This is a genomic window from Pseudomonas sp. Ant30-3 (assembly GCF_000690905.1).
Classification (GTDB): Bacteria; Pseudomonadota; Gammaproteobacteria; order Pseudomonadales; family Pseudomonadaceae; genus Aquipseudomonas.
In genome coordinates this window covers 60359-80778 of record NZ_JMCL01000034.1, presented here as the reverse complement: position 1 = coordinate 80778, position 20420 = coordinate 60359, and the positions used below count along the sequence as shown (strand labels likewise).

Here is a 20420-nt window from a genome sequence, read left to right as displayed (position 1 = left end):
GAGCTTGCTCCCGCTTGAGTGCGTAGCGCTCACCGATTGGCGGCTGCTACGCATCCGAGCGGGAGCAAGCTCCCTCGCCACTTATTTGTGCCATGCAGATTTCACTTCAGGCCGATGACCAAAAATTACAAATCGGTCATGGCCTGACCCTATGTGTCGCAAAAGTTGTTGGGTTACACTCGGGCCCAACGAAAGCATCTTTCCTACGAATCAACTGTTTAGATCCTGCGAGGTTTGCCATGGCTGACTACAAAGCGCCCCTGCGCGATATGCGCTTCGTCCTCAATGAAGTGTTCGAGGTCGCCAGGCTCTGGGCCGAATTGCCTGCGCTGGCTGAAACGGTCGATGCAGAAACGGTTGAAGCCATTCTTGAAGAAGCCGGCAAGGTCACCAGCAGAAGCGTGGCCCCGCTGAGCCGTGCGGCCGATGAAGAAGGTTGCCATTGGGCGGACGGTGCCGTCACCACGCCGGCAGGTTTCCCACAGGCTTATCAGACTTACGCCGAGGGCGGTTGGGTCGGTGTCGGTGGCGATCCGGCTTACGGCGGCATGGGCATGCCCAAAGCCGTTTCGGCGCAGGTTGAAGAAATGGTCAACTCGGCCAGCCTGTCATTCGGCCTGTACCCGATGCTGACTGCAGGTGCCTGCCTCTCAATCAACGCCCACGCCAGCGAAGAGCTGAAAGCAGCGTATTTGCCGAACATGTACGCCGGTGTCTGGGCGGGCTCCATGTGCCTGACCGAACCGCATGCAGGCACTGATCTCGGCATTATCCGCACCAAGGCCGACCCTCAGGCCGACGGTTCCTACAAGGTCAGCGGCACCAAGATCTTCATCACCGGCGGTGAACACGATCTGACCGAAAACATAATTCACCTGGTGCTGGCGAAACTGCCGGACGCGCCAGCAGGACCGAAAGGCATTTCACTGTTTCTGGTGCCCAAGTTCATGGTCAATGCCGACGGCAGCCTGGGCGCGCGCAACCCGGCCAACTGCGGCTCGATCGAACACAAGATGGGCATCCAGGCGTCCGCGACCTGCGTGATGAACTTCGATGAAGCCGTCGGTTATTTGGTCGGTGAGCCGAACAAAGGTCTGGCAGCGATGTTCACCATGATGAACTACGAACGTCTGGGCGTCGGCATTCAGGGCCTCGCAACCGGCGAGCGTTCGTATCAGAACGCCGTTGAATACGCTCGCGATCGCCTCCAAAGCCGTTCGCCGACCGGTGCGCAGAACAAGGACAAAGTGGCAGACCCAATCATCGTCCACCCGGACGTACGGCGTATGTTGCTGACCATGAAAGCGTCGAACGAGGGCGGCCGTGCTTTCTCGACTTACGTTGCCATGCAATTGGACACCGCCAAGTTCAGTGAAGACGCCACCACCCGCAAACGTGCGGAAGATCTGGTCGCGCTGCTGACGCCAGTGGCGAAGGCATTCCTGACTGATCTTGGTCTGGAAACCACCATTCACGGCCAGCAGATTTTCGGCGGCCATGGTTACATTCGTGAATGGGGCCAGGAGCAATTGGTGCGTGACGTGCGCATCACTCAGATCTACGAAGGCACCAACGGCATTCAGGCGCTTGATCTTGTAGGACGCAAGATCGTCGGCAGCGGCGGTGCGTTCTACAACCTGTTCGCTGACGAGATTCGCCACTTCACGGCAACGGCCATTGCTGACCTGGCTGAGTTCACCAAGCCACTCAACGACGCGGTGACTACGCTTGACGAGCTGACCGCGTGGTTGCTCGACCGGGCCAAATCCAACCCGAACGAAATCGGCGCCGCCTCCGTCGAGTATTTGCAGGCGTTTGGGTACGTGTCTTACGCCTACATGTGGGCACTCATGGCCAAAGCGGCCTTCGGCAAAGAGTCTCAGGAGGACTTCTACGCGAGCAAGTTGGGTACCGCACGCTTCTACTTCGCCCGTTTGCTGCCGCGTATCCACTCCCTGAGTGCGTCGGTCAAGGCTGGCAGCGAGTCGCTGTTCTTGCTGGATGCCGCTCAATTCTGACGACAAGCGCCATGTAAGCATTGGCTTACATGGCGTACTGCTCTTCTCCCATTGGCTAGAATTCGATCCACGGCTAATCTACTGTTCATGGACGTCGCGCAGGAAGCGCAAAGCAACAACACGGACACGTAGGATTCTGCCAGGACGGCGGAGCGAAATGGATGTCAGGGAAACAGTCTGCAAAGCCCCGCTTCGGCGGGGTTTTCTTTTGCCCGCAGAAAAGTGATCTGGCCGACGCAAGCCGGAATTAAAGCGTTTCCTCCTGCTATATCCATACAGGCGATGTCAGCACTGAACCCTGACGAGCGGCAAGGGTCGATTAGGTTGTATGGCTCACACGAGCCAACTTAATCAGGAGCTGATCCCATGGACATTATTCGAATCATCATTGCCATTCTGTTGCCGCCACTGGGTGTGTTCCTGCAAGTCGGCTTCGGCGGCGCGTTCTGGCTGAACATTCTGCTGACCTTGTGCGGTTACATTCCAGGGATCGTGCATGCGGTTTACATCATCGCCAAACGCTGAGTATTGCGGCGCCCAGTAGATCGCTTTCGCGAGCAGGCTCGCTCCTACAGGTTAGTGCCAATAACACGATTTACGGCACGACATAAAACTGTGGGAGCATGGCTTGCCCGCGAACAACGCAACGCGGTTTCAGCTCTGGAGCCCCAGCACCCGCCGATAAAACAACCACTCCTGCTCCAACGCATGCGCCTGATTCCCGGCCTTGCGAAAGCCGTGACGTTCATCAGCGTAGTAATGCGCTTCCACCGCAATACCGTTTTCTTCCAGCGCCTCGACCATGTCGCGAGTCTGCTGCGGCACTACCACGGCATCCAGTTCTCCCTGAAAGAAAATCACCGGCACGCTGATATTGTCTGCGTGCAGCAGCGGTGTTCGCGCGGCATAACGCTCGGCGTCGGCTACGGGATCACCGATCAGCCAATCCAGATAATCCCCCTCGAATTTATGCGTTGCCCGGGCCAGTGCGACGGGATCGCTGACGCCGTACAAACTGGCGCCGGCACGGAAAACCTTGTGGAACGCCAACGCACAGAGAGTGGTATAGCCGCCTGCGCTGCCGCCGCGAATGAACGCTTGATCGCCATCGATCAGACCGCGTTCAGCCAGATGGCTGACCACCGCGCAGGCATCTTCGACATCCACCTCCCCCCAGCTTAGATGCAGCGCTTGGCGATATTCCCGACCGTATCCGCTGCTGCCACGGTAGTTGAGGTCAGCCACGGCGAAACCGCGTTGCGTCCAGTACTGGATTCGCGGGTCGAGCATCGGGTAGCACGCGGACGTTGGGCCGCCGTGGATAAACACCACCAGCGGCGGTTTCGCCAAACCGGTCATCTCGGGATAGAAGAAGCCATGCGCCTCGCCTGCGCCGCTCGGGTAGCGGAGGGTTTGCGGGATGCTGATTTGCCCGGCAGGCAGCGGCGCGCCACCGCCGGCCAGTACGTTGACCTGTCCGGTGCTGCGGTCGATGGTGATCACCGCTGCCGAGCTGATCGGCGAGGCGGCAATGCAATAGATGAACTGCTGATCCAGCGCGAGGCTACGGAAGCGGCTGTAGTCACCGGTGAAATCTTTTCCGCCAAGGCCCAGTCGGCCAAAACCGTCTTCAGTCCAGCTGGCCAGATAAGTGTCTTCTGCAAGCGGTAGCCAGGTGCAACTGCCTAACTGCCAAGGCGCGGGGCCGTGATCGGCAGCGGCGCTCGGCAGGGGACGCAAGCCTTGCGCCGATTCCACCCATGGCTGCCAGAAACCATCACGATCAGTCAGACAAGACAGACGACCACTGTCATCGAATCGCGGTTGTTGCAGCGACTCTTCGAGATCATGGCCGGCCACGCAACGGGGCTGGGTATAGCGGCCATCGCTATGACGATCAGCGACCATCAGGCGAGTCGCTGTCCACGGTTGCTCCGGTCGACTCCACTCTATCCAGGCCAGCCTCTGGCCATTTGGGCTCAGCGTCGGCGAGGCGTAAAAATCCGCGCCTTCGGCCAACAGATGCCGCGTGCCGTTTTCGACATCGATAGCCACCAGTCGATGCTGGTCACGGTTTTCTTCGACCGCCAGCACCTGCCCATTGGCAAACCGCACATCACCGTAACGGCATTCGCCTGAGGTCAGCGCTTCGGGCTCGCCGGTGAGCGACTGGCGATACACCTGTTGGTCGGCCTCATTGACGAAAACAATCCCGTCATCGGTCAGACAAAACGCGCCGCCGCCATATTCGTACACCCGACTGCGCGCGCTGAAACCCTGCGGTGTCAGGCAATGAGCTTTGTCGTCGCGCCACTGCCAGATGCGGCACGCGCCGTCCTCGGGCCGGTACTCGTTCCAGAACAGGCCGTGCGGGCCGATTTGCAATTCAGCGAAGTCGACACCGGCAGCGACGGCGTTAGCGGCGCTGAAGGGCTCAGCTTTTTGCGATGAGGCGTGAGTTTCGTTCATTGCGAAAGGCCAGTTGTTCGATGGTTTGTGTCGCGTGCTCGGCTTCTTCGCGGGCCTTGAGAATCACGCCATGATGGTGCGACTTGCTACACACCGGGTCGGCGTTGCTCGCGTCACCGGTGAGCATGAACGCCTGGCAGCGGCAGCCGCCGAAATCCTTTTCCTTCTCGTCGCATGAGCGGCACGGCTCGGGCATCCAGTCGTAACCGCGAAAGCGGTTGAAGCCGAACGAGTCGTACCAGATGTGCTGCATGCTGTGGTCGCGCACGTTGGGAAATTGCACCGGCATCTGTCGCGCACCATGGCACGGCAGCGCGGTTCCGTCCGGCGTAACGGTCAGGAAAATACTGCCCCAGCCGTTCATGCAGGCTTTCGGGCGTTCTTCGTAATAATCCGGCGTAACGAAAATCAGCTTGCACGGATGGCCTTCGGCTTCCAGCTTGGCCCGGTATTCGTTGGTGATGCGCTCAGCGCGAATCAGTTGTTCCTTCGTCGGTAACAGACCGACCCGGTTGAGCTGCGCCCACCCATAAAACTGGCACGTCGCGAGTTCGACAAAATCCGCTTCCAGTGCGATGCACAGTTCAATGATGCGATCGATCTTGTCGATATTGTGTCGATGGGTGACGAAGTTGAGCACCATCGGATAGCCATGGGCTTTCACCGCGCGAGCCATTTCCAGCTTCTGCGCGAAGGCTTTTTTCGAACCAGCGAGAAGATTGTTCACCTGCTCGTCGCTGGCTTGAAAGCTGATCTGGATATGGTCCAGACCGGCCTTCTTGAAATCGCTGATTTTCTGTTCGGTGAGGCCAATGCCCGAGGTAATCAGGTTGGTGTAGAAGCCCAGCTTGCGCGCCTCGGCGATCAATTCGGCCAGGTCCTGACGCACCAACGGTTCGCCGCCGGAAAAGCCCAGTTGCGCCGCGCCCATTTCACGCGCTTCGCGAAATACCTTGATCCACTGTTCTGTGCTGAGCTCTTTGCCTTGCTCGGCAAAATCCAGCGGGTTGGAACAGTACGGACATTGCAGCGGGCAGCGGTACGTCAGTTCAGCCAGCAGCCAGAGCGGCAGGCCGATTTCCGGTTTGGGCGGTAACTTGTCCGACACGGTATCAGGCAAGTTCGATCCAGTGCTGAGCACGGGCGACCTCCATGAATTGCTCGATGTCGTCACCGAGTTCGGGCACGCCGGGGAACTGCGCGTCCAGTTCGGCAATGATCGCCGCGACGTCACGCTTGCCGTCGATCAAACCACCGATCAGCGCAGCGCTTTCATTGAGTTTGATCATGCCTTCAGGGTAGAGCAGGACGTGGCCTTTCTGCGCCGGTTCGTATTGGAAGCGGTAGCCGGTACGCCAGGTCGGCGTCTTGCTGCGGTCGAAACTCATAACGTGATTCCTTTGTGCCAGACCCGTTGCCCGGTCACGCTGTGATACGGCGGACGATTCAGCTCGTAGGCCATGCTCATGGCATCAAGCATGCTCCAAAGAATGTCCAGTTTGAACTGGAGAATCTCCAGCATGCGCTCTTGGCCGGCGCGCGTCGTGTAGTGCTGCAAGGTGATCGCCAGACCATGTTCGACATCGCGGCGGGCCTGGCCCAGGCGCGTGCGGAAATATTCGTAACCGGTCGGATCGATCCACGGGTAATGCTGCGGCCAGCTGTCGAGGCGCGATTGGTGGATCTGTGGCGCGAACAGTTCGGTCAGCGAACTGCTGGCGGCTTCCTGCCAGTTGGCGCGACGGGCGAAGTTGACGTAGGCGTCCACGGCGAAACGCACGCCGGGCAACACCAGTTCCTGCGAACGCAGCTGATCCGGATCAAGGCCGACCGCTTCGCCCAGACGCAACCACGCTTCGATGCCGCCGTCTTCACCGGGCGCGCCGTCGTGGTCGAGCAAACGTTGAATCCATTCGCGACGGATCTCACGGTCGGGGCAATTGGCGAGAATCGCGGCGTCTTTGAGCGGGATGTTCACTTGGTAATAGAAGCGGTTGGCGACCCAGCCCTGAATCTGCTCGCGGGTGGCCCGGCCTTCATACATCGCTACGTGATAAGGGTGATGAATGTGGTAATAGGCGCCTTTCGCGCGCAGGGCGGCTTCGAAATCGGCGCGGGACAGCGGGGTGTCAGTCATTTCGGTTCTCCGGGTAGGACCGGTGGATACTTTGGTGTCAGGGCTGGCCCCATCGCCAGCAGGCTGGCTCCCACATTCGACCTGATTACACCATCGAGTTCTGTGAGTGCATTGGGTCTGATTACAACACCGAACTCAGGGCGACCATTGGATCTGGTTGCAACACCGAACTCAGGGCGACCATTGGATCTGGTTGCAACATCAAACCCTGTGGGAGCCAGCCTGCTGGCGATAGACCGCGCAGCGGTCTCGATTCTTAAAGCACAATACTCATACCGTCATACGCCACTTCAACCTCACGCCGCGCCAACTCGGCGCGTTCCGGCGAATCTTCGTCGAGGATCGGGTTGGTGTTGTTGATATGGATTAGAACCTTGCGCTGATCAGGCAACTGCTCAAGTACTTCGAGCATGCCGCCGGGACCGTTCTGCGCTAAATGCCCCATCTCCCGACCCGTGCGGGTGCCGACGCCACGGCGCTGCATTTCGTCGTCGTCCCACATCGTGCCGTCCACCAGCAGGCAATCGCTACCAGCCATGATTTCCAGCAGCGGTGCGTCGACTTTTCCCAGGCCCGGCGCGTAAAACAGCTTGCCGCCGGTATTGAGGTCTTCGACGATCAGACCGATGTTGTCGCCCGGGTGCGGATCGAAACGGTGCGGCGAGTAGGGTGGCGCAGCGCTGCGCAACGGCAGCGGGGTAAACCGCAGATTCGGGCAGGCGGCTATGGTGAAGCTGCGGTCGAGTTCGATGCGGTTCCAGTTCAACCCGCCGTTCCAGTGGGCCAGCATGGTGAACAGCGGGAATCCGGTGCTCAGGTCTTCGTGGACCATGTCCGTGCACCAGACCTGGTGCGGGCAACCTTCACGCAGGCTGAGCAGGCCGGTGGTGTGGTCGATCTGGCTGTCCATCAGGATGATCGCGCTGATGCCGGTATCACGCAGAGCGCGACCCGGTTGCATCGGGGTGAAACTCTGCAGCTGGGCACGGATGTCCGGAGAGGCATTGCACAAGACCCAATTGACGCCGTCATCGGAAATCGCGATAGACGACTGGGTGCGGGCCTTGGCATTCAGGCTGCCGTCGCGAAAACCTGCGCAGTTCACGCAGTTGCAGTTCCACTGCGGGAAACCGCCGCCGGCGGCAGAACCTAGAATCTGGACAAACATGGGTGCTCCATCATTTAAACGCTGAAAATAAAAACGCCTCGGCAAACCGAGGCGCTGGACACACAGGACAAACTTAGCGGCTTGCGAAGTACATGGTGACTTCAAAGCCGATACGCAGGTCGGTGTAAGCAGGTTTGGACCAAGACATGAGAGTGCTCCTTTCAGGGATGGGACAGCTGATTCTATACCTATACATATAGTCCACCTCCGTGCGGAGATGTTCAGATAGTTAGGTGGCTATGTTACTCAAAATTACAGGGTGCATGCCCGTGAATCTTTGAGAAAGCTCGTTGCAGCAGCGGTAATGATCATTTTCGCGCATGCCACTCGGCACTTGGCGCGGGGCCGGTGGCGAGGCAGTGCCAACCGCCTGCAGCGGAGTTCAGTCGTTGTACGGCAGAGACCAGCTCACGGCGCTCAGCTGTCAAAATCGCCAAAGGTAACTCGGTCAGGTAATCCGACGAGCGGCCTGCCAGTTTGCTCTGCCAAATCAGCTCTGCGGCGGTCCCGCTTGGCAATACGCTGCAATCAAATTGTTCGGCCAGTGCTCGGCGCCGCTCGACGAAAGTCACTTCATCCATTCCTTCAATCAGCGGCTGCAACCCGAGGAAGAACTGTTCGAAGTGTTCCATTAGCTCCGAGGGTTCGACCTTTGGTGACTGCACGCCGAACAATAATCCGGTCATGCCATGGATCTGTCGCAGGCCGCTGAATACCGCGTAACCCAGCTGCAACTCCACTCGCAGGCGTTGGTAAAAAGGCGTCTGGGAAAAGTGCGCCAGCAAACGCCAGGCGGCTTCGTCAGCCAGATCGTGGCTGGCCGTCGGACAAAACAGCAGCACGGCGTGTTCGCTGGAACCGGTCTCGACCGTGCTCCACACTTTGCAACCGCCCATCGACGGCATTGATGTCGGCTCACCGTTTGCGGTTCCGGGCACTCGACTCAGGGCGACGCTCATTGCCGCTTGGGTTTGCGACGACATCCCGGTCGCCAGGCCAACCCAGTGCGCGGTCGACCAGAGCTTTTGCAGATCGTCCGATACCTCGCAACGTGCAAGGCAGTGCTCGGGCAGTGCCTTGAGCAGGTGCCGAATCGGTATCAATGGCGGACTGATTGAGGCTTGCTGTACGACGCCGGTTTCAGCTGACTTCAGCTCTTTCAACGCATGTTCGAGGACGATGGGCATCGGCTCCTGCAATCCCGTCATTTTCAGCAACCATTCATTACCCGATGCGCTGAAGGAGAAATCCACGCCGGCCTGCCGCGCGTCGGCTGTCAGCGGCCGCAGGCGTTTTTCCAAGTGAGCTTGCAGGTTGTCGGACGGTGCCGACTCCAACTGCCAGCGCAGGTAAACAGCGCCTTCGACCGTATTATCCGGCAACGCCTGGCTGAATTGCATGGACGAGCGTTCGCGACGATTGCGCAAACGATCCTGAGCAAAGGTCCGCAACCCCCGGTGTTTGCTGGTCTGGCCGCGGATCAGCCCGGCGCTGGGAGCCTCGGGCTCTGCCTGCAAAAAAGGATTAGGCGGCGGCAATTGCCACGGCCCGGTGAAGTTGTCCACAGCGCCGATCTGCTTGAGGACAGTGTTCAGCGCCACTACGGCGTGCGCAGATAAGTCATCTTCGAGCTGCGCACAGTCCCATTGAGCCAGGTTCAAGGCGCTGCTGACCTGTCGCTGGCGCTGTTGCACCCTGGCGAACTCGTCGCGCATTGCGCTCCAGTCCTCTTGCGCCGCAAAGAACCCTAGCCAGTCGAGCAGTAGTTCAGCAATGGCGGGGGCGGCTGCGTCACCCGGCAATGTGAATTGGATATGCAACAGCGCTTGCCCGGCGAACTGATACAGCGGTCTGGCGTGCAGCTGTTCAGCCAGGCCTCGTGCTCGCAATTCTGTGAGCAAGCTGCCGGGCTTGTCCGTGTTCAGCCAGTGGCACAAAAAGGCCAACGCTTCTGGCGAAGACTGCGGCAGTGCTTCCATAGGGAACAACAGGTTCAAGCCTCTCGCGTCCACCTGTTGATAACCTGAATCAGCGTCTTTCATCAACAGCGCAGGCGTACTTTGCGGGGCGTGTTCCGCAACTGGGATCGTGTCGCTGAAGACCATCGCCAGCCGTTTCAGCTCTTCAATGCTCTGTGGGCCTGCAAGGCTGAGGGTCATCTGCCCGGTCTGGTAGAACCGCTGATGAAATGCCTTCAGTGCCTGCTGAAACTCAGGCAGATCGACTGGCAGACTGTCTCGGTTGCCCGCGTGGAATCCGCGCAGTGGATGGCTCGTCGACAGTCCATTGAACAGCGATTGTTGTTGCTGCTGCCCGGCATCACCCGACCAGGCGACGAACTCCGCTTGCAGCACCTCTCGTTCCCGCTGCTGATCCTGCAGTTTCATACGCGGGTGAGCGAGCATGTCTGACAGACGTTCCAACCCGCCGCTGAACGCCTGAGGCGATAACTCGAAAAAGAAGTCGGTGGTGCGTTCGCTAGTCCGAGCATTCACCTGCCCGCCATGCCGTTGCACGTAGGCCATTAACGCTTGATCGGCAGGGAAACGTTCAGTGCCCAGGAACAGCAGATGCTCGAGAAAATGCGCCAGACCAGGCCATGCCAGCGGCACATCGTGACTGCCCGCGGCGACACGCAACGCGGCCGCACAGCGCTTCAGTTCCGGCGCGTGGCGCAGCGTCAAACGCAGGCCATTGGCCAGGGTTTCAGTGAAGAGGTGGGGGGCATTTAACGCAGGCATGAGCACTTCCAGAACAGGGAAGCGCTCATGCTAGCGGATAACGATGGATCAGCGCTTGTTCAGCTCGCCATAAAGCTCCGGGCGACGATCCTGCAAATACCGATTGGCTGCCCGGGAATTGTCCATCAACTGACGATCCAGCTCCCCGACAATCAGCGCTTCATCCAGCCCGGCCAAGGCGATTTGACTGCCATCCGGCGCGGCGATGCTGCTTTGGCCGCAATAGTGAATGTCGTCTTCATGCCCGCAGTAGTTGGCGTAAGCCACGTAACACTGGTTTTCAAAAGCCCGGGAGCGCACGGTGACGTCGGCCACAAAATCATAGGGCACCATGTTCGCGGTCGGCACCACAATCAGCTCGGCGCCGGCCAATGCCAGCCGGCGTGCGTTTTCCGGAAACTCCAGGTCGTAGCAGATCAGAAAACCGATCTTCCAACCGTTGAGTTCCACCAATGGCAAGTCAACGCTACCGGCGCTGAACATCGACCGATCCAGATCCCCGAACAGATGACTTTTGCGGTAATTGCACAGACGCTCGCCGTGGGCATCGATCAATTGCACCGAGTTGTAAATTTGCCCGTCTTCGGTACGCTCGGGATAGCCATAGGCAATCGCCAGCCCGGCCGACCGCGCAATGCGGCCGATCTGTTGCGCCCATTCGCCGTTGTAGACCTCCGCCAATACATTCACCGCATCGGGGCCGATGTTATAGCCCGTCAGAAACATCTCCGGCAGTACCAACAGATCGGCGCCTTTGGCTTCCAGCGCCACCTGATGCAAACGGTGCAGGTTGCCGGGCGGATCAAGGGGCAGCGGTGGGCATTGGTAAAGGGCTACACGCATTTCAAATTCCTCTTACTCGGGCAGGGCGATCGGGCCGATCTCGTTGAACATATCTCCTGGACCCGGGTTCTCGGCGTGAGTTTCACCGCCGAAGTGTTTCATGATCCCCCACACCGCATTGAGCGAAGTCTGGACCGCGCCTTCCACCCACGCCGGTGTCCATGAAACGTCGTCGCCAGCGATGAAAATCCCGCGCTGTTCGGCCGGCATGTCGTCCTGCATGAAGTGAGCATACATGCGTTGGTTGTAGCGGTAGTGGCCGGGCAGGGCGCCTTTGAATGCGCCGAGGAAGTGCGGGTCGGCTTCCCATGACACGGTGATCGGATCGCCAATGATCCGTGCGGCGATGTCGACTTTCGGGTAGATTTTTTTCAGTGCGTCCAGTGCCAGTTTCACGCGTTTTTCCACCGGGTGCGGAAGCATCTTCAGCGCATCGCTCATCCAAGAATACGACAGGCAAATCACTCCCGGTTTGTTGTCGCCGTTGTCGAACAGGTAGGTGCCGCGGGTCAGGCGGTCAGTGAGGGTCATGCTCATCAAATCGCGGCCGGTTTCCGGATCCTTGTCTTTCCAGAATGGCCGGTCGACCATCACGAAAGTTTTCGACGACTGCATGTAACGCGTGCGGTCGAGGGCCATCCACATCTTTTGCGAGAACAGGCTTTCGTCGCATTCGATCTGGGTGGTCAGCAGCCAGCTCTGGCAGGTGGTCAGGACGGCTGCGTACTCGCGGGTGTCGCCATAATTATCGGTAATCGTGAAGCGACCGTCTGGTGCATGGGCGATTTTTTTCACCCCGGAACGCGGCGCGCCGCGATGCAGCGAGCTCAGGCTGGTGCCTTCTGGCCAGTGCACGCAGCGTTCCGGGACGTGACGCCAGATGCCCAGCGGCACTTGCTCAACGCCGCCGACCACCAGGTGCTGGTGATCATCGCAGTTGGTCATGACCACGCGGAAGATTTCCAGCATTGAGTTAGGGAAGTCCGAATCCCAGCCGCCGGTGCCAAAACCGACCTGACCAAACACTTCACGGTGATGGAACGAGAGCTTGGCGAAGGCTTTGGAGGTGGCGACAAAATCGTAGAACGTGCGGTCATCCCACAGCGGAACCAGGGTGTTCCACAATTCCTTGAGGCGTGGAACGTCGCGGTCGCGGATCGCTTGCTGGATATCGGAGAATTGCGAACCGGCCTCAAGTGCATCCGCCCAGGCGTCGGCCACTTCCTGGAACAGAGCAGGAAGATCCGCCAGCTTTTGTGCGTAATGAGTCTTGCCTTCGATGTCGATCACGGTGCTGCCGGAAGCCGGAGTCAGCGGGTTCGGGAAAGGCTTGGTCTCAAGACCGAGTTTATCCACGTAATGATAGAACGCGGTGGATGAGACCGGAAAACGCATGCCGCCGAGTTCGGCAATGATGCCTTCGGCGCCATTGAATGCCTGGGAACGCAAGCGGCCGCCCATCTTGGAAGCTTCATAGACGACGGGCTTGAGGCCAATCTTCATCAGTTCATAAGCGGCCACCAAACCGGCGATGCCCGCGCCGACGATTGCCACTTCAGCGCCGTGGTGGTGGGCCGGAATGCTGCCGATGCCGGCGGGGTGCTCAATCCAGGTGTCGAAAGCGAACGGGAAGTCCGGGCCAAAAACGGTGACTGGCTTTTTACCGTCTGCAGGATGGCGATTGTTCTTGTTCATGGCTGACCTTGCTGGCGACCGGACGCGGAGTACGCGTCTGAGTATAGGAAAAGATGGCAGCCATTCTAGAGAGCGCGGCTCACGTTATTAAGACGCAATGTGTCGTCGTTTTGCTCAACAACCATTAGAAGTGACGAATGAAGACTGCACAATGATCAAAATGTGGGAGCGGGCTTGCTCGCGAATGCGTGATCGAATCAACAGTGAAGCCGACTGACACGCCCACAGTGGATCGTGTTTAAACTGGCTGCCCCCGATCAATCTTGCTGCTCAAGATGATCGAAGTCGTGGTCTTCTCTACCCCATCCACACTGCCGATCTGGTCCAGCAGTTGATCCAGCTGCTCCGGCGAATCCGTGCGCAGCCACGCCACATAATCAAATTCGCCACTGACCGCGCACAACTGCTGAACCTGCGCCATGGCGCTTAATCGCCGTAATACTTCCTTGCCCGAACGCGGCTGAACCGTGATCCCGACATACGCTTGCAACCCGCCATCCACCACTCGCTGGCCCAAACGCACGCCGTAACCGGTGATGACCCTGGACTTTTCCAGTCGGGCAAGTCGCGACGTGACGGTGGTGCGGGCGATGCCCAATTGCCGCGCAAGCATGGCCACACTCTCGCGGGCGTTGATTTGCAGGGCGGCGATCAGTTGACGATCGATTTCGTCGAGGACGGGCGGGCGCAAGTCAGGCAAGGGTGGCTCCAGCGGCACTTATCAATGGTTCAGCATGTTACAGGGACATTCCGGGTCGCGGTCGTTGGTCTAGCCTTATGACCGTTCATGCCATTCTTACCTGCGACAATTAGCCATAAGTCATCAGGGACCAAGGCTGCTACGTGAGGCGATGGATATGACCAACAAGATGCCATCCGCTGTGCGGGATCGCGCAGTGCAGATCGCCAATCACGAAATGGCGCACTACGTGGTGGCTCGCGGATTGGGGTTTGAAACGGGCGGCGTGAGCCTGACAGTTACCAAAGACCTGAGGCATCAGGGGGGCGCGAGCATCACCCTTGCGCGACCCATTGTGTCGATTGAGGACATGAAGGCGTATCTGGAGGCGCGAGTGATGGTCCTGTTCGCCGGTGTGATGGGACAGACGCTTTCCGCCAGGAGCGCGACGGGCAAACGCGTCGATAAGGCGCAAGCGCTCGCCTTCCTGCGAGGAGAATTCGGCGCGGAAAAGGACTACGCAAAAATCAGAGAGCTCCTGCATCTGCTGCGCAATATCGAACATCCCGACACGGATCCTGCATCGTCCCGGCTGCTGACGGCGGAGCTCAAGGCGATCAATGATTCCCTCTGGCTGCGTACGCAGAATATCGTCGACAGACTGGCCGAGACGATCCTCGAGTTGGCAAGCAGGCTGGTGGAAGGCATGACTTTGGTGGAGCAATGGGGCAGGGCGGCGGATACGTACGAAGTTGTGATGACGCGGGAAGCACTTGAGGGCCTGGGGCTGGTGCGGGCGATTCCGTTGCTGGATGGGTCAGAATATTCAGTCAGAAATTGACGTTTACATTGTCATTGGAGGATCAAGGTCCGCGCTCGGATCCGGTGACCTGAAGTATTCCTCAGAGAAGGCCTTTTGGCAGCGTTGGATACGCTCCGCAGTGATAGTGGAAGTCCCGGAAAATCACGGCATTCATCACATTTGGTTGACACAAGTGTCACCTTGTATATGATTGCAAGTGAGCGCGAAACCAGTGGCCTTCAGCGGTAATGACTGGCGTAGGAACCCCGACGATGGCTGAACATCGGCGTAGGGTGAGACCTCCACACCCCTGCTTGAGGGTGTGTATATGAATATCAAGCTTAAAATTTAAGGGCTGCTGTCACCAGTAGCCCTTTTTCTTTGCTCTCAAAAGGGTATAGCGCTTGTACAGCAGCTCGCCATGACGATGCTTGTTGAGCGATTTGGCGTCCGTGTGCATAAAGTTCCAGAGCATCTGGCCTTCGAAGAACACAACGCTTACCAGCATCTGCCGCTTCGACTCATACGCACCGATGAAAGCAAGACGGTCAGTGCCGTCCGTGAAGGCAACTTTCCAGACCTCCAACGGCCCTGTAAGCGTATCTAAAGCCAATCTTACGTAGCGCTCACGGGCATCCCGTCGTTTTTCGACGATGTGATAGATGCTGCTGCGCAGGATCGTCACATCACCCAGAGGCGTTTCGACAGTTATGGACAAGATCGCAAGATCAATGAATCCAAGGTGCTGAGCTGTCACCTCGATGGCGTCATCATGGGTGGTCGCCGCAGTGACTTCCTCAAGAGCGTGTGTACGCAGCTCGCGCTCCAAGGTGCGCAGGTCGGGAAGATTGCTATCAACCCACGTGGGTTGGCCTTTTATTTCAGTAATCTTGGGTAGGAGAGTGTCCGTGCTCAAACGTCGTCGCTCAATCTTGGCGGTAGTTAGGTCATCATTTTGCCATGCCTAGAGAAAGACGTTTTCAACAGCCCGGCGCAACCGATCAAAACAAGATTTCAGGTGCACCTGGTCATACCTGAGGCACTAGAACAGCGAGCGCACCTAACGACATTTGGGTAGACGCTGGCGACTTGGCTTTGCTTTGGGCGACTGAGCCACATTCGGCGATCAACTCCAATGTGGGCTCACCTATCTATAACCGTTTAGCTAGCTTGATACGGTCTTCGGTCGAGCACTTTCGCGACATCGTCGATGACGGCCTCACCGACACTAGATAGTGTGCGGCCCAAGCGTGGCGGTCAATATCTGTAGTGTAAGCCGCGTCTACAGCAAATCCCTTGGCGAAAGACAGGAAATTCGAGGTTTGAGCCAGTGCTTCAGCGAGGGGCTCGCCGCGGTTCACGCGAAAAAGCGGCTGGTCCGAGCTATGCAGGAAAGGGAAACCGGCACGCCCGAGAGCGTCCCACGCACAGCCGCCATAATCAGAGCGCGACCGAAAGGTCGTGTCCGCGATGAGCTCACTGTCGCGCTGGTTTCACCGGGTTACCACCCCGATCACTGCATCTGCAGCGATCTCTGGAGAGTATCCCGTCAAAGAAAAGCGCGACAAGGCGGCAAAGTGCCCAGCCACGAGATTCGGAGTTTGCCTACAAGGTCCGAAGGCGTCATCCGATATTTCGGCACCTTAAGTAAACGAAACTAAACGTAATGCGCAAACAGATCGTATAGGCATCAATCTTCGGTGAAGTAATCCGTGTCCAAAGTGCGCATGGCATCCCCAACGTCACAATGACCCACTCGCTGACTCCATCATCCGCACCAATGAGGAATACTCCGCGTAGCCGACCGGCACGATACCGGACGCATGTTGCGAGTCGAAGAAGGAGGCTAATTTCTCTGGGTTGTTCAACATGGCATTTCGGATTTTCTGCTTCAGCCCGGCGCACACCGTGCCACTGAATACGAAGGGATCATAATAGATTGGCTGTGAACGCCAGAGCACTTTCAAGGTGTCTTGCTGGATGCGCCCGTTGTTCAGATAGGCGTCCGCTTGCACACTTGAAACAAAGGCGGCGTCCACCTTACGATCCAACAATGCGTCCAATGATTTGTCATGGGATCCGGAATAAACAACCGAGCTAAAGAATTCCGTAAGCGGCTGATTAATCTTTTCCGAGAACTCAGCCATGGGTACAACGCCACCGGATGTGCTGGCTGGATCGCTCAGCGCGACGCGCTTCTGACGAAGGGTTTCTATATCAACGGCGCCATCGCGTCGCGCTAGCAGCAGCGCCTGGTAATGATGGCCTGCGGAGGTGAAGTATCCGTGGCTGATTGTAAGGCTCGCGAATGGCTCGATACGCGGATCACGTTGGTACGCCAAGACGTAGGAAGCAGGTCCCAGCCAGGCAATATCTACGCCTCCGGAAACGATGGCATCGACAACGCTTTCGTAAGAGGAGGAGGGGACTATTTCCACCGGCATGCTTAACGCCGTACTGAGTAACTCGATCAGTGGCTGATGTTCCCGAAGTAGCTCGTCCATACTTTTCTTCGGAATGACTGCCAGGCGCAAGCTTTGTTGAGTGCACTTGGCATGCGTTGTGGTGCTGAGAAACAACACCGCCAGAGCAACGGCCAACAATTTCCTTACACGCATGTGTTTTCCACCAAATTCATAAAGGGGGCGTATTCGTTGAGTTGTTGCACGGAAAGGGGACGGCTGAAGTGATAACCCTGGGCGATATCACAGCCCGCGAGCTTTAGACATACGACTTGCTGCCGGGTCTCCACACCTTCGGCCACAACTTCAAGACCCAAGCGTTTGGCCAGGATGATGGTCGAGGTCACGATAGGACTGTCATCGGGGCTGTTGGACAGTGGAGCAATCAGCGAACGATCGATCTTTAATGTGGTGAGGGGAAGCGATTGCAGGTGGGCAAAGCCTGCGTAACCCTTTCCAAAGTCATCAAGACTCACGTTCATGCCTGCGCGACGCAGGCGATGAAGGTGTTCGATGGCCTGGCCTTCGACATCCAATAGCGTGGTCTCTGTGATTTCCAGTTCCAGACAGCCCGGCTGAATGTCGAAGCGCGACAACTCGTCGAGCACCCGAGTACTGAAATCCGACTGCCGCAGTTGTATGGCAGACACATTGATGGCTATTCGAACCTGTCGTCCTTGCGACTGCCAAAACGCCAGGTTTTCGCATGCCAGGCGCAACACCTCCCAGCCGAGTTCGACAATAAATCCGCTGCGCTCTGCCAACGAAATGAAGCGGTCTGGATAGAGCAGTCCGAACTCAGGATGCTCCCACCTGACTAGCGCTTCGTACCCAACAACGAGCAATGAGTCCAAACGAATTTTTGGCTGGTAGTGAAGGATAAACTGTCGCTCATTCAGTGCCGCGCTGAACGCCTGCTCCAAACTGAATTCTTCTACGTCCGCTACATTGAGTGACGGGTCGAAAAAGCGATACTGCCCACGGCCAGCACGTTTGGCGGAGTACATCGCCGCATCAGCACAGCGAATCAAACCATCGATCTCCTGCCCATCACGAGGACAAATGCTGACGCCGACGCTAGGGCTAGTGGTCAACTCATGTTCGTTAAGTGAATAGATCGCTGACAACTTCGCCACCAGACCCTTGGTCCAGATATCGATCTGTTCTTCACTGCGTTCTCCTGCAAGCAGGACGACAAATTCGTCGCCGCCAAACCGGGCTGCTTCATCATCGGGCTCCAGCATCCGACTTATGCGACCGGCAACAGCCTGCAACAGCAAGTCACCAACTTTGTGGCCCAAGGAGTCATTGATCGATTTAAAACGATCCATGTCGATGAATAGAATGGCCGCAAGCCGGCGATTGGCGCGCTGGCGGGTGAGTGTGCTATTCGCGACCTCTAGAAATTGCCGGCGATTGTGAAGCCCACTCAAATGGTCCGTAGCGGCAGCGTGACTACTTCGCCGATGTTCTTCCTCCAGTTTTTCGATTAGCTGCTGATTAAAGCGCTGAGCCTCCTCTAATGCATTAAACGCTTCCTGGCGTTTTCCCAGCACTCGCAGCGTCCAAAACAAGCTGCCCAAAAGCAGAAGTGTCATGCACAGGTTCAGCCACAGCTGTCGTCGATAGGTGAGCTTGGAGGCCGCAAGAATTTCCTCTTCCGCTTGGCTGACCACCACGCTAAATCCTCTTTGAGGAACCCGCCGATACATGCTTTGGTACGTGGTATCGCCCGCAAATTGTGTGAGCTTGCCAGTTATATCTCCGCTGAGCGGCGGATCAGGTCTCATCTGAAGTCCAGAGGCAACAACGCCACTGCTATTAATGCGTAGGCGTTCCTGACCTTCGCTGTCGAGCAAGCGCAGGATGCCGCTTTGTCCCAGATCGATATGTTCAAAAAGTGCTGCGAGATATCCCACGTCCAGCTGCACGACAAGAATGCTGTTCATCTTCCCTGTGGATGAGTTGATTAGCGGAAGCAGGAATGGAATGCGCCAGTTTGGAACCAGGGTTTTATTGCGCGGCTGTGGGGATACCGGGAGCACAGCTTTGAAACCGTAGGACTCGGCATGCCGTTTCAGTTGGATTAGCCACCCTGCCGGCAGCTGCCGGGATTCATCTGAATGGCTCGCCGAAATCAACATACCCTCGCTGTCGTAGATGCTCATGCGTTTGAGCACAGGGTCTTCAGCAAGCATTCTTACCAACCCGTCGCGACGTTGACCCAGATCTTCAATGTCGGTGCGCGTCACTCTGCCGATCGCTTGGGCGCGGTCGACTAGTTGACGAAGATTTTCCGCCGCAATGGTGGCCAGGTTGAGATGTTCTGCGGATTTTGCGGAGAGGGCTTCGTTGGCGGAGGCGGCTTTCTGCTGGAAGTACAACGTCCAGAGAAATATCAGTGTCGCCGCGCACAGAGTCATGAGCAGTGATTGCAGGAAGCTTAGTGAGGAGAACGATCGACGGATCACGCGGCTTCTAATTTTTCAGGGTGGCATCAAATTGGCATCATGTTATTTCAAAACGATGACACCTGAATTTTGCGGTTAGGCGTCGTTGCTCCGCCCAACGTTGTACCCATTATGTGTTGGCTCCAATGAATGCTACCCGGCTTCGTTGTTAGATGGGTCAAATGCCCAATCAGAAATTGACGCTAACATTTTCATCGAAGGAACAAGGTGTACGCTCGGTTCTGATGTCCTAGAGTATTCCCTTGAGATCATATTCCTTGGGTGGCATATTGCATGAGCTGGGAGATCGAATACACGGACGAATTTGGTCATTGGTGGACGACATTAAGTGCGAAGGAGCAGGCCTCCGTATCGGCCAGCGTCGATTTGCTGGGAATGTTCGGACCGGGACTGGGATATCCGCATAGCAGCGATACAGGTCCCGATTGCGGAAGAATTGTATGACGAGCATTTAGCTTTATTGCTTAAAGAGGGCCGTAATGATGGCTAAAAAATTTGCAGAGCTTCAATCTCGTATGACTCCAGAGTCTCGCGCCGAGGCAGGGCAGTTACTGCAGCAGCATTTGACGGAAATGCCTCTGCATGAGCTGCGTAAGGCGCAGGAGTTGAGCCAGGAAACGCTGGCGAAGACGTTGCACGTCAACCAGGCAGCCATCTCCAGAATGGAGCGGCGCACGGACATGTATATCAGCACGTTGCGAAACTACATCCGCGCTATGGGCGGTGAACTGGAGATCATTGCCACCTTTCCCGAAGGGCAGGTCAGGATCGAGAATTTCGCGAACTGAGCGCTTGGCTGAAGCAATCTTCAGACACGAAAAAGCCGCGCATCTAGCGCGGCTTTCTTGTTTGGTGGGCCCACACGGACTCGAACCGTGGACCAAAGGATTATGAGTCCTCTGCTCTAACCAACTGAGCTATAGGCCCTCAGTAGG

General features: G+C 57.4%; 17 protein-coding genes, 1 tRNA gene and 1 pseudogene. 4 read left to right on the top strand and 15 right to left on the bottom strand.

Annotation, left to right across the window (positions count from 1 at the left end; translation table 11 throughout):
• The first annotated feature begins 239 nt into the window (after window positions 1-239).
• Together DU29_RS0109515 and DU29_RS1000000131330 are read left to right on the top strand one after the other, a co-directional pair.
• Window positions 240-2018 carry an acyl-CoA dehydrogenase C-terminal domain-containing protein gene (locus tag DU29_RS0109515; protein ID WP_028621533.1) on the top strand — a complete coding sequence of 593 codons (1779 nt, stop codon included), beginning with the start codon at window positions 240-242 and terminating at the stop codon, window positions 2016-2018.
• Window positions 2019-2384: 366 nt separating this feature from the next.
• Window positions 2385-2543 carry a YqaE/Pmp3 family membrane protein gene (locus tag DU29_RS1000000131330; protein ID WP_033050408.1) on the top strand — a complete coding sequence of 53 codons (159 nt, stop codon included), beginning with the start codon at window positions 2385-2387 and terminating at the stop codon, window positions 2541-2543.
• 129 nt (window positions 2544-2672) lie between these two features.
• On the opposite strand, the gene DU29_RS0109505 is transcribed toward DU29_RS1000000131330, so the two are convergent.
• The 10 genes from DU29_RS0109505 to DU29_RS0109465 all read right to left on the bottom strand — a co-directional run bounded on the left by DU29_RS0109505 (window position 2673) and on the right by DU29_RS0109465 (window position 13771).
• Window positions 2673-4487: a S9 family peptidase gene (locus tag DU29_RS0109505; RefSeq protein WP_028621532.1), complete on the bottom strand. Its 1815-nt coding sequence runs from the start codon at window positions 4485-4487 to the stop codon at window positions 2673-2675.
• Window positions 4453-5595, bottom strand: a complete 1143-nt coding sequence (gene pqqE, locus DU29_RS0109500; protein ID WP_161781285.1) for a pyrroloquinoline quinone biosynthesis protein PqqE — start codon at window positions 5593-5595, stop codon at window positions 4453-4455. Before pqqE ends, DU29_RS0109505 begins: the two co-directional genes overlap by 35 nt.
• A gap of 4 nt (window positions 5596-5599) precedes the next feature.
• The gene (gene pqqD / locus DU29_RS0109495; RefSeq protein WP_028621530.1) at window positions 5600-5875 is read right to left on the bottom strand and encodes a pyrroloquinoline quinone biosynthesis peptide chaperone PqqD; all 276 of its coding nucleotides are present in this window, start codon (window positions 5873-5875) and stop codon (window positions 5600-5602) included.
• Complete coding sequence (gene pqqC / locus DU29_RS0109490) at window positions 5872-6624, bottom strand: pyrroloquinoline-quinone synthase PqqC (RefSeq protein ID WP_028621529.1); 753 nt, start codon at window positions 6622-6624, stop codon at window positions 5872-5874. Before pqqC ends, pqqD begins: the two co-directional genes overlap by 4 nt.
• A 256-nt stretch (window positions 6625-6880) precedes the next feature.
• A complete protein-coding gene (gene pqqB / locus DU29_RS0109485) occupies window positions 6881-7792 on the bottom strand; it encodes a pyrroloquinoline quinone biosynthesis protein PqqB (RefSeq protein WP_028621528.1) in 912 nt (303 codons plus the stop codon).
• 73 nt (window positions 7793-7865) lie between these two features.
• Window positions 7866-7940, bottom strand: coding sequence for a pyrroloquinoline quinone precursor peptide PqqA (gene pqqA, locus DU29_RS1000000131325; RefSeq protein WP_009045898.1), 75 nt, complete (start codon window positions 7938-7940; stop codon window positions 7866-7868).
• 160 nt (window positions 7941-8100) lie between these two features.
• Entirely contained in the window at window positions 8101-10533 is a 2433-nt protein-coding gene (gene pqqF, locus DU29_RS0109480; RefSeq protein WP_028621527.1) for a pyrroloquinoline quinone biosynthesis protein PqqF, read from the bottom strand.
• A 48-nt stretch (window positions 10534-10581) separates the two neighbouring features.
• Window positions 10582-11376, bottom strand: coding sequence for a carbon-nitrogen hydrolase family protein (locus tag DU29_RS0109475; RefSeq protein ID WP_028621526.1), 795 nt, complete (start codon window positions 11374-11376; stop codon window positions 10582-10584).
• A gap of 12 nt (window positions 11377-11388) precedes the next feature.
• Complete coding sequence (locus tag DU29_RS0109470) at window positions 11389-13071, bottom strand: flavin monoamine oxidase family protein (RefSeq protein WP_028621525.1); 1683 nt, start codon at window positions 13069-13071, stop codon at window positions 11389-11391.
• Window positions 13072-13309: 238 nt separating this feature from the next.
• Window positions 13310-13771 carry an Lrp/AsnC family transcriptional regulator gene (locus tag DU29_RS0109465; protein ID WP_028621524.1) on the bottom strand — a complete coding sequence of 154 codons (462 nt, stop codon included), beginning with the start codon at window positions 13769-13771 and terminating at the stop codon, window positions 13310-13312.
• A gap of 157 nt (window positions 13772-13928) precedes the next feature.
• Here DU29_RS0109465 and DU29_RS0109460 point away from each other — a divergent pair, with 157 nt between their 5' ends.
• Window positions 13929-14591, top strand: a complete 663-nt coding sequence (locus DU29_RS0109460) for a hypothetical protein (RefSeq protein ID WP_028621523.1) — start codon at window positions 13929-13931, stop codon at window positions 14589-14591.
• A gap of 322 nt (window positions 14592-14913) precedes the next feature.
• Here the strand turns inward: DU29_RS0109460 and DU29_RS01000000129755 are convergent, their stop codons facing one another.
• From DU29_RS01000000129755 to DU29_RS0109445, 4 genes and pseudogenes are all read right to left on the bottom strand, one after another.
• A complete protein-coding gene (locus tag DU29_RS01000000129755; RefSeq protein ID WP_033050406.1) occupies window positions 14914-15468 on the bottom strand; it encodes a PBECR2 nuclease fold domain-containing protein in 555 nt (184 codons plus the stop codon).
• 245 nt (window positions 15469-15713) lie between these two features.
• Window positions 15714-15943: pseudogene (locus DU29_RS1000000131320) on the bottom strand (DUF3077 domain-containing protein).
• A gap of 351 nt (window positions 15944-16294) precedes the next feature.
• On the bottom strand, window positions 16295-17152 hold the full coding sequence (locus tag DU29_RS0109450; RefSeq protein ID WP_236645595.1) for a phosphate/phosphite/phosphonate ABC transporter substrate-binding protein: 858 nt from the start codon (window positions 17150-17152) through the stop codon (window positions 16295-16297).
• An 8-nt stretch (window positions 17153-17160) separates the two neighbouring features.
• Window positions 17161-19485 (bottom strand): bifunctional diguanylate cyclase/phosphodiesterase, encoded by a 2325-nt coding sequence (locus tag DU29_RS0109445; protein WP_028621521.1) that lies wholly within the window; start codon window positions 19483-19485, stop codon window positions 17161-17163.
• Window positions 19486-19967: 482 nt separating this feature from the next.
• Between DU29_RS0109445 and DU29_RS0109440 the strand changes: the two genes are divergently transcribed.
• Complete coding sequence (locus tag DU29_RS0109440) at window positions 19968-20273, top strand: helix-turn-helix domain-containing protein (protein ID WP_028621520.1); 306 nt, start codon at window positions 19968-19970, stop codon at window positions 20271-20273.
• A 62-nt stretch (window positions 20274-20335) separates the two neighbouring features.
• On the opposite strand, the gene DU29_RS0109435 is transcribed toward DU29_RS0109440, so the two are convergent.
• Window positions 20336-20412, bottom strand: a tRNA-Ile gene (locus DU29_RS0109435).
• Window positions 20413-20420 lie beyond the last annotated feature (8 nt).

Bases quoted from the DNA above. Each gene is read 5' to 3' on its own strand.
- pqqF (WP_028621527.1), bottom strand. From the start codon at position 10,533: ATGCCTGCGTTAAATGCCCCCCACCTCTTCACTGAAACCCTGGCCAAT.
- pqqB (WP_028621528.1), bottom strand. From the start codon at position 7,792: ATGTTTGTCCAGATTCTAGGTTCTGCCGCCGGCGGCGGTTTCCCGCAG.
- pqqD (WP_028621530.1), bottom strand. From the start codon at position 5,875: ATGAGTTTCGACCGCAGCAAGACGCCGACCTGGCGTACCGGCTACCGC.
- pqqC (WP_028621529.1), bottom strand. From the start codon at position 6,624: ATGACTGACACCCCGCTGTCCCGCGCCGATTTCGAAGCCGCCCTGCGC.
- DU29_RS1000000131330 (WP_033050408.1), top strand. From the start codon at position 2,385: ATGGACATTATTCGAATCATCATTGCCATTCTGTTGCCGCCACTGGGT.
- DU29_RS0109460 (WP_028621523.1), top strand. From the start codon at position 13,929: ATGACCAACAAGATGCCATCCGCTGTGCGGGATCGCGCAGTGCAGATC.
- DU29_RS0109515 (WP_028621533.1), top strand. From the start codon at position 240: ATGGCTGACTACAAAGCGCCCCTGCGCGATATGCGCTTCGTCCTCAAT.
- DU29_RS0109470 (WP_028621525.1), bottom strand. From the start codon at position 13,071: ATGAACAAGAACAATCGCCATCCTGCAGACGGTAAAAAGCCAGTCACC.
- DU29_RS0109475 (WP_028621526.1), bottom strand. From the start codon at position 11,376: ATGCGTGTAGCCCTTTACCAATGCCCACCGCTGCCCCTTGATCCGCCC.
- DU29_RS0109505 (WP_028621532.1), bottom strand. From the start codon at position 4,487: ATGAACGAAACTCACGCCTCATCGCAAAAAGCTGAGCCCTTCAGCGCC.
- DU29_RS0109440 (WP_028621520.1), top strand. From the start codon at position 19,968: ATGGCTAAAAAATTTGCAGAGCTTCAATCTCGTATGACTCCAGAGTCT.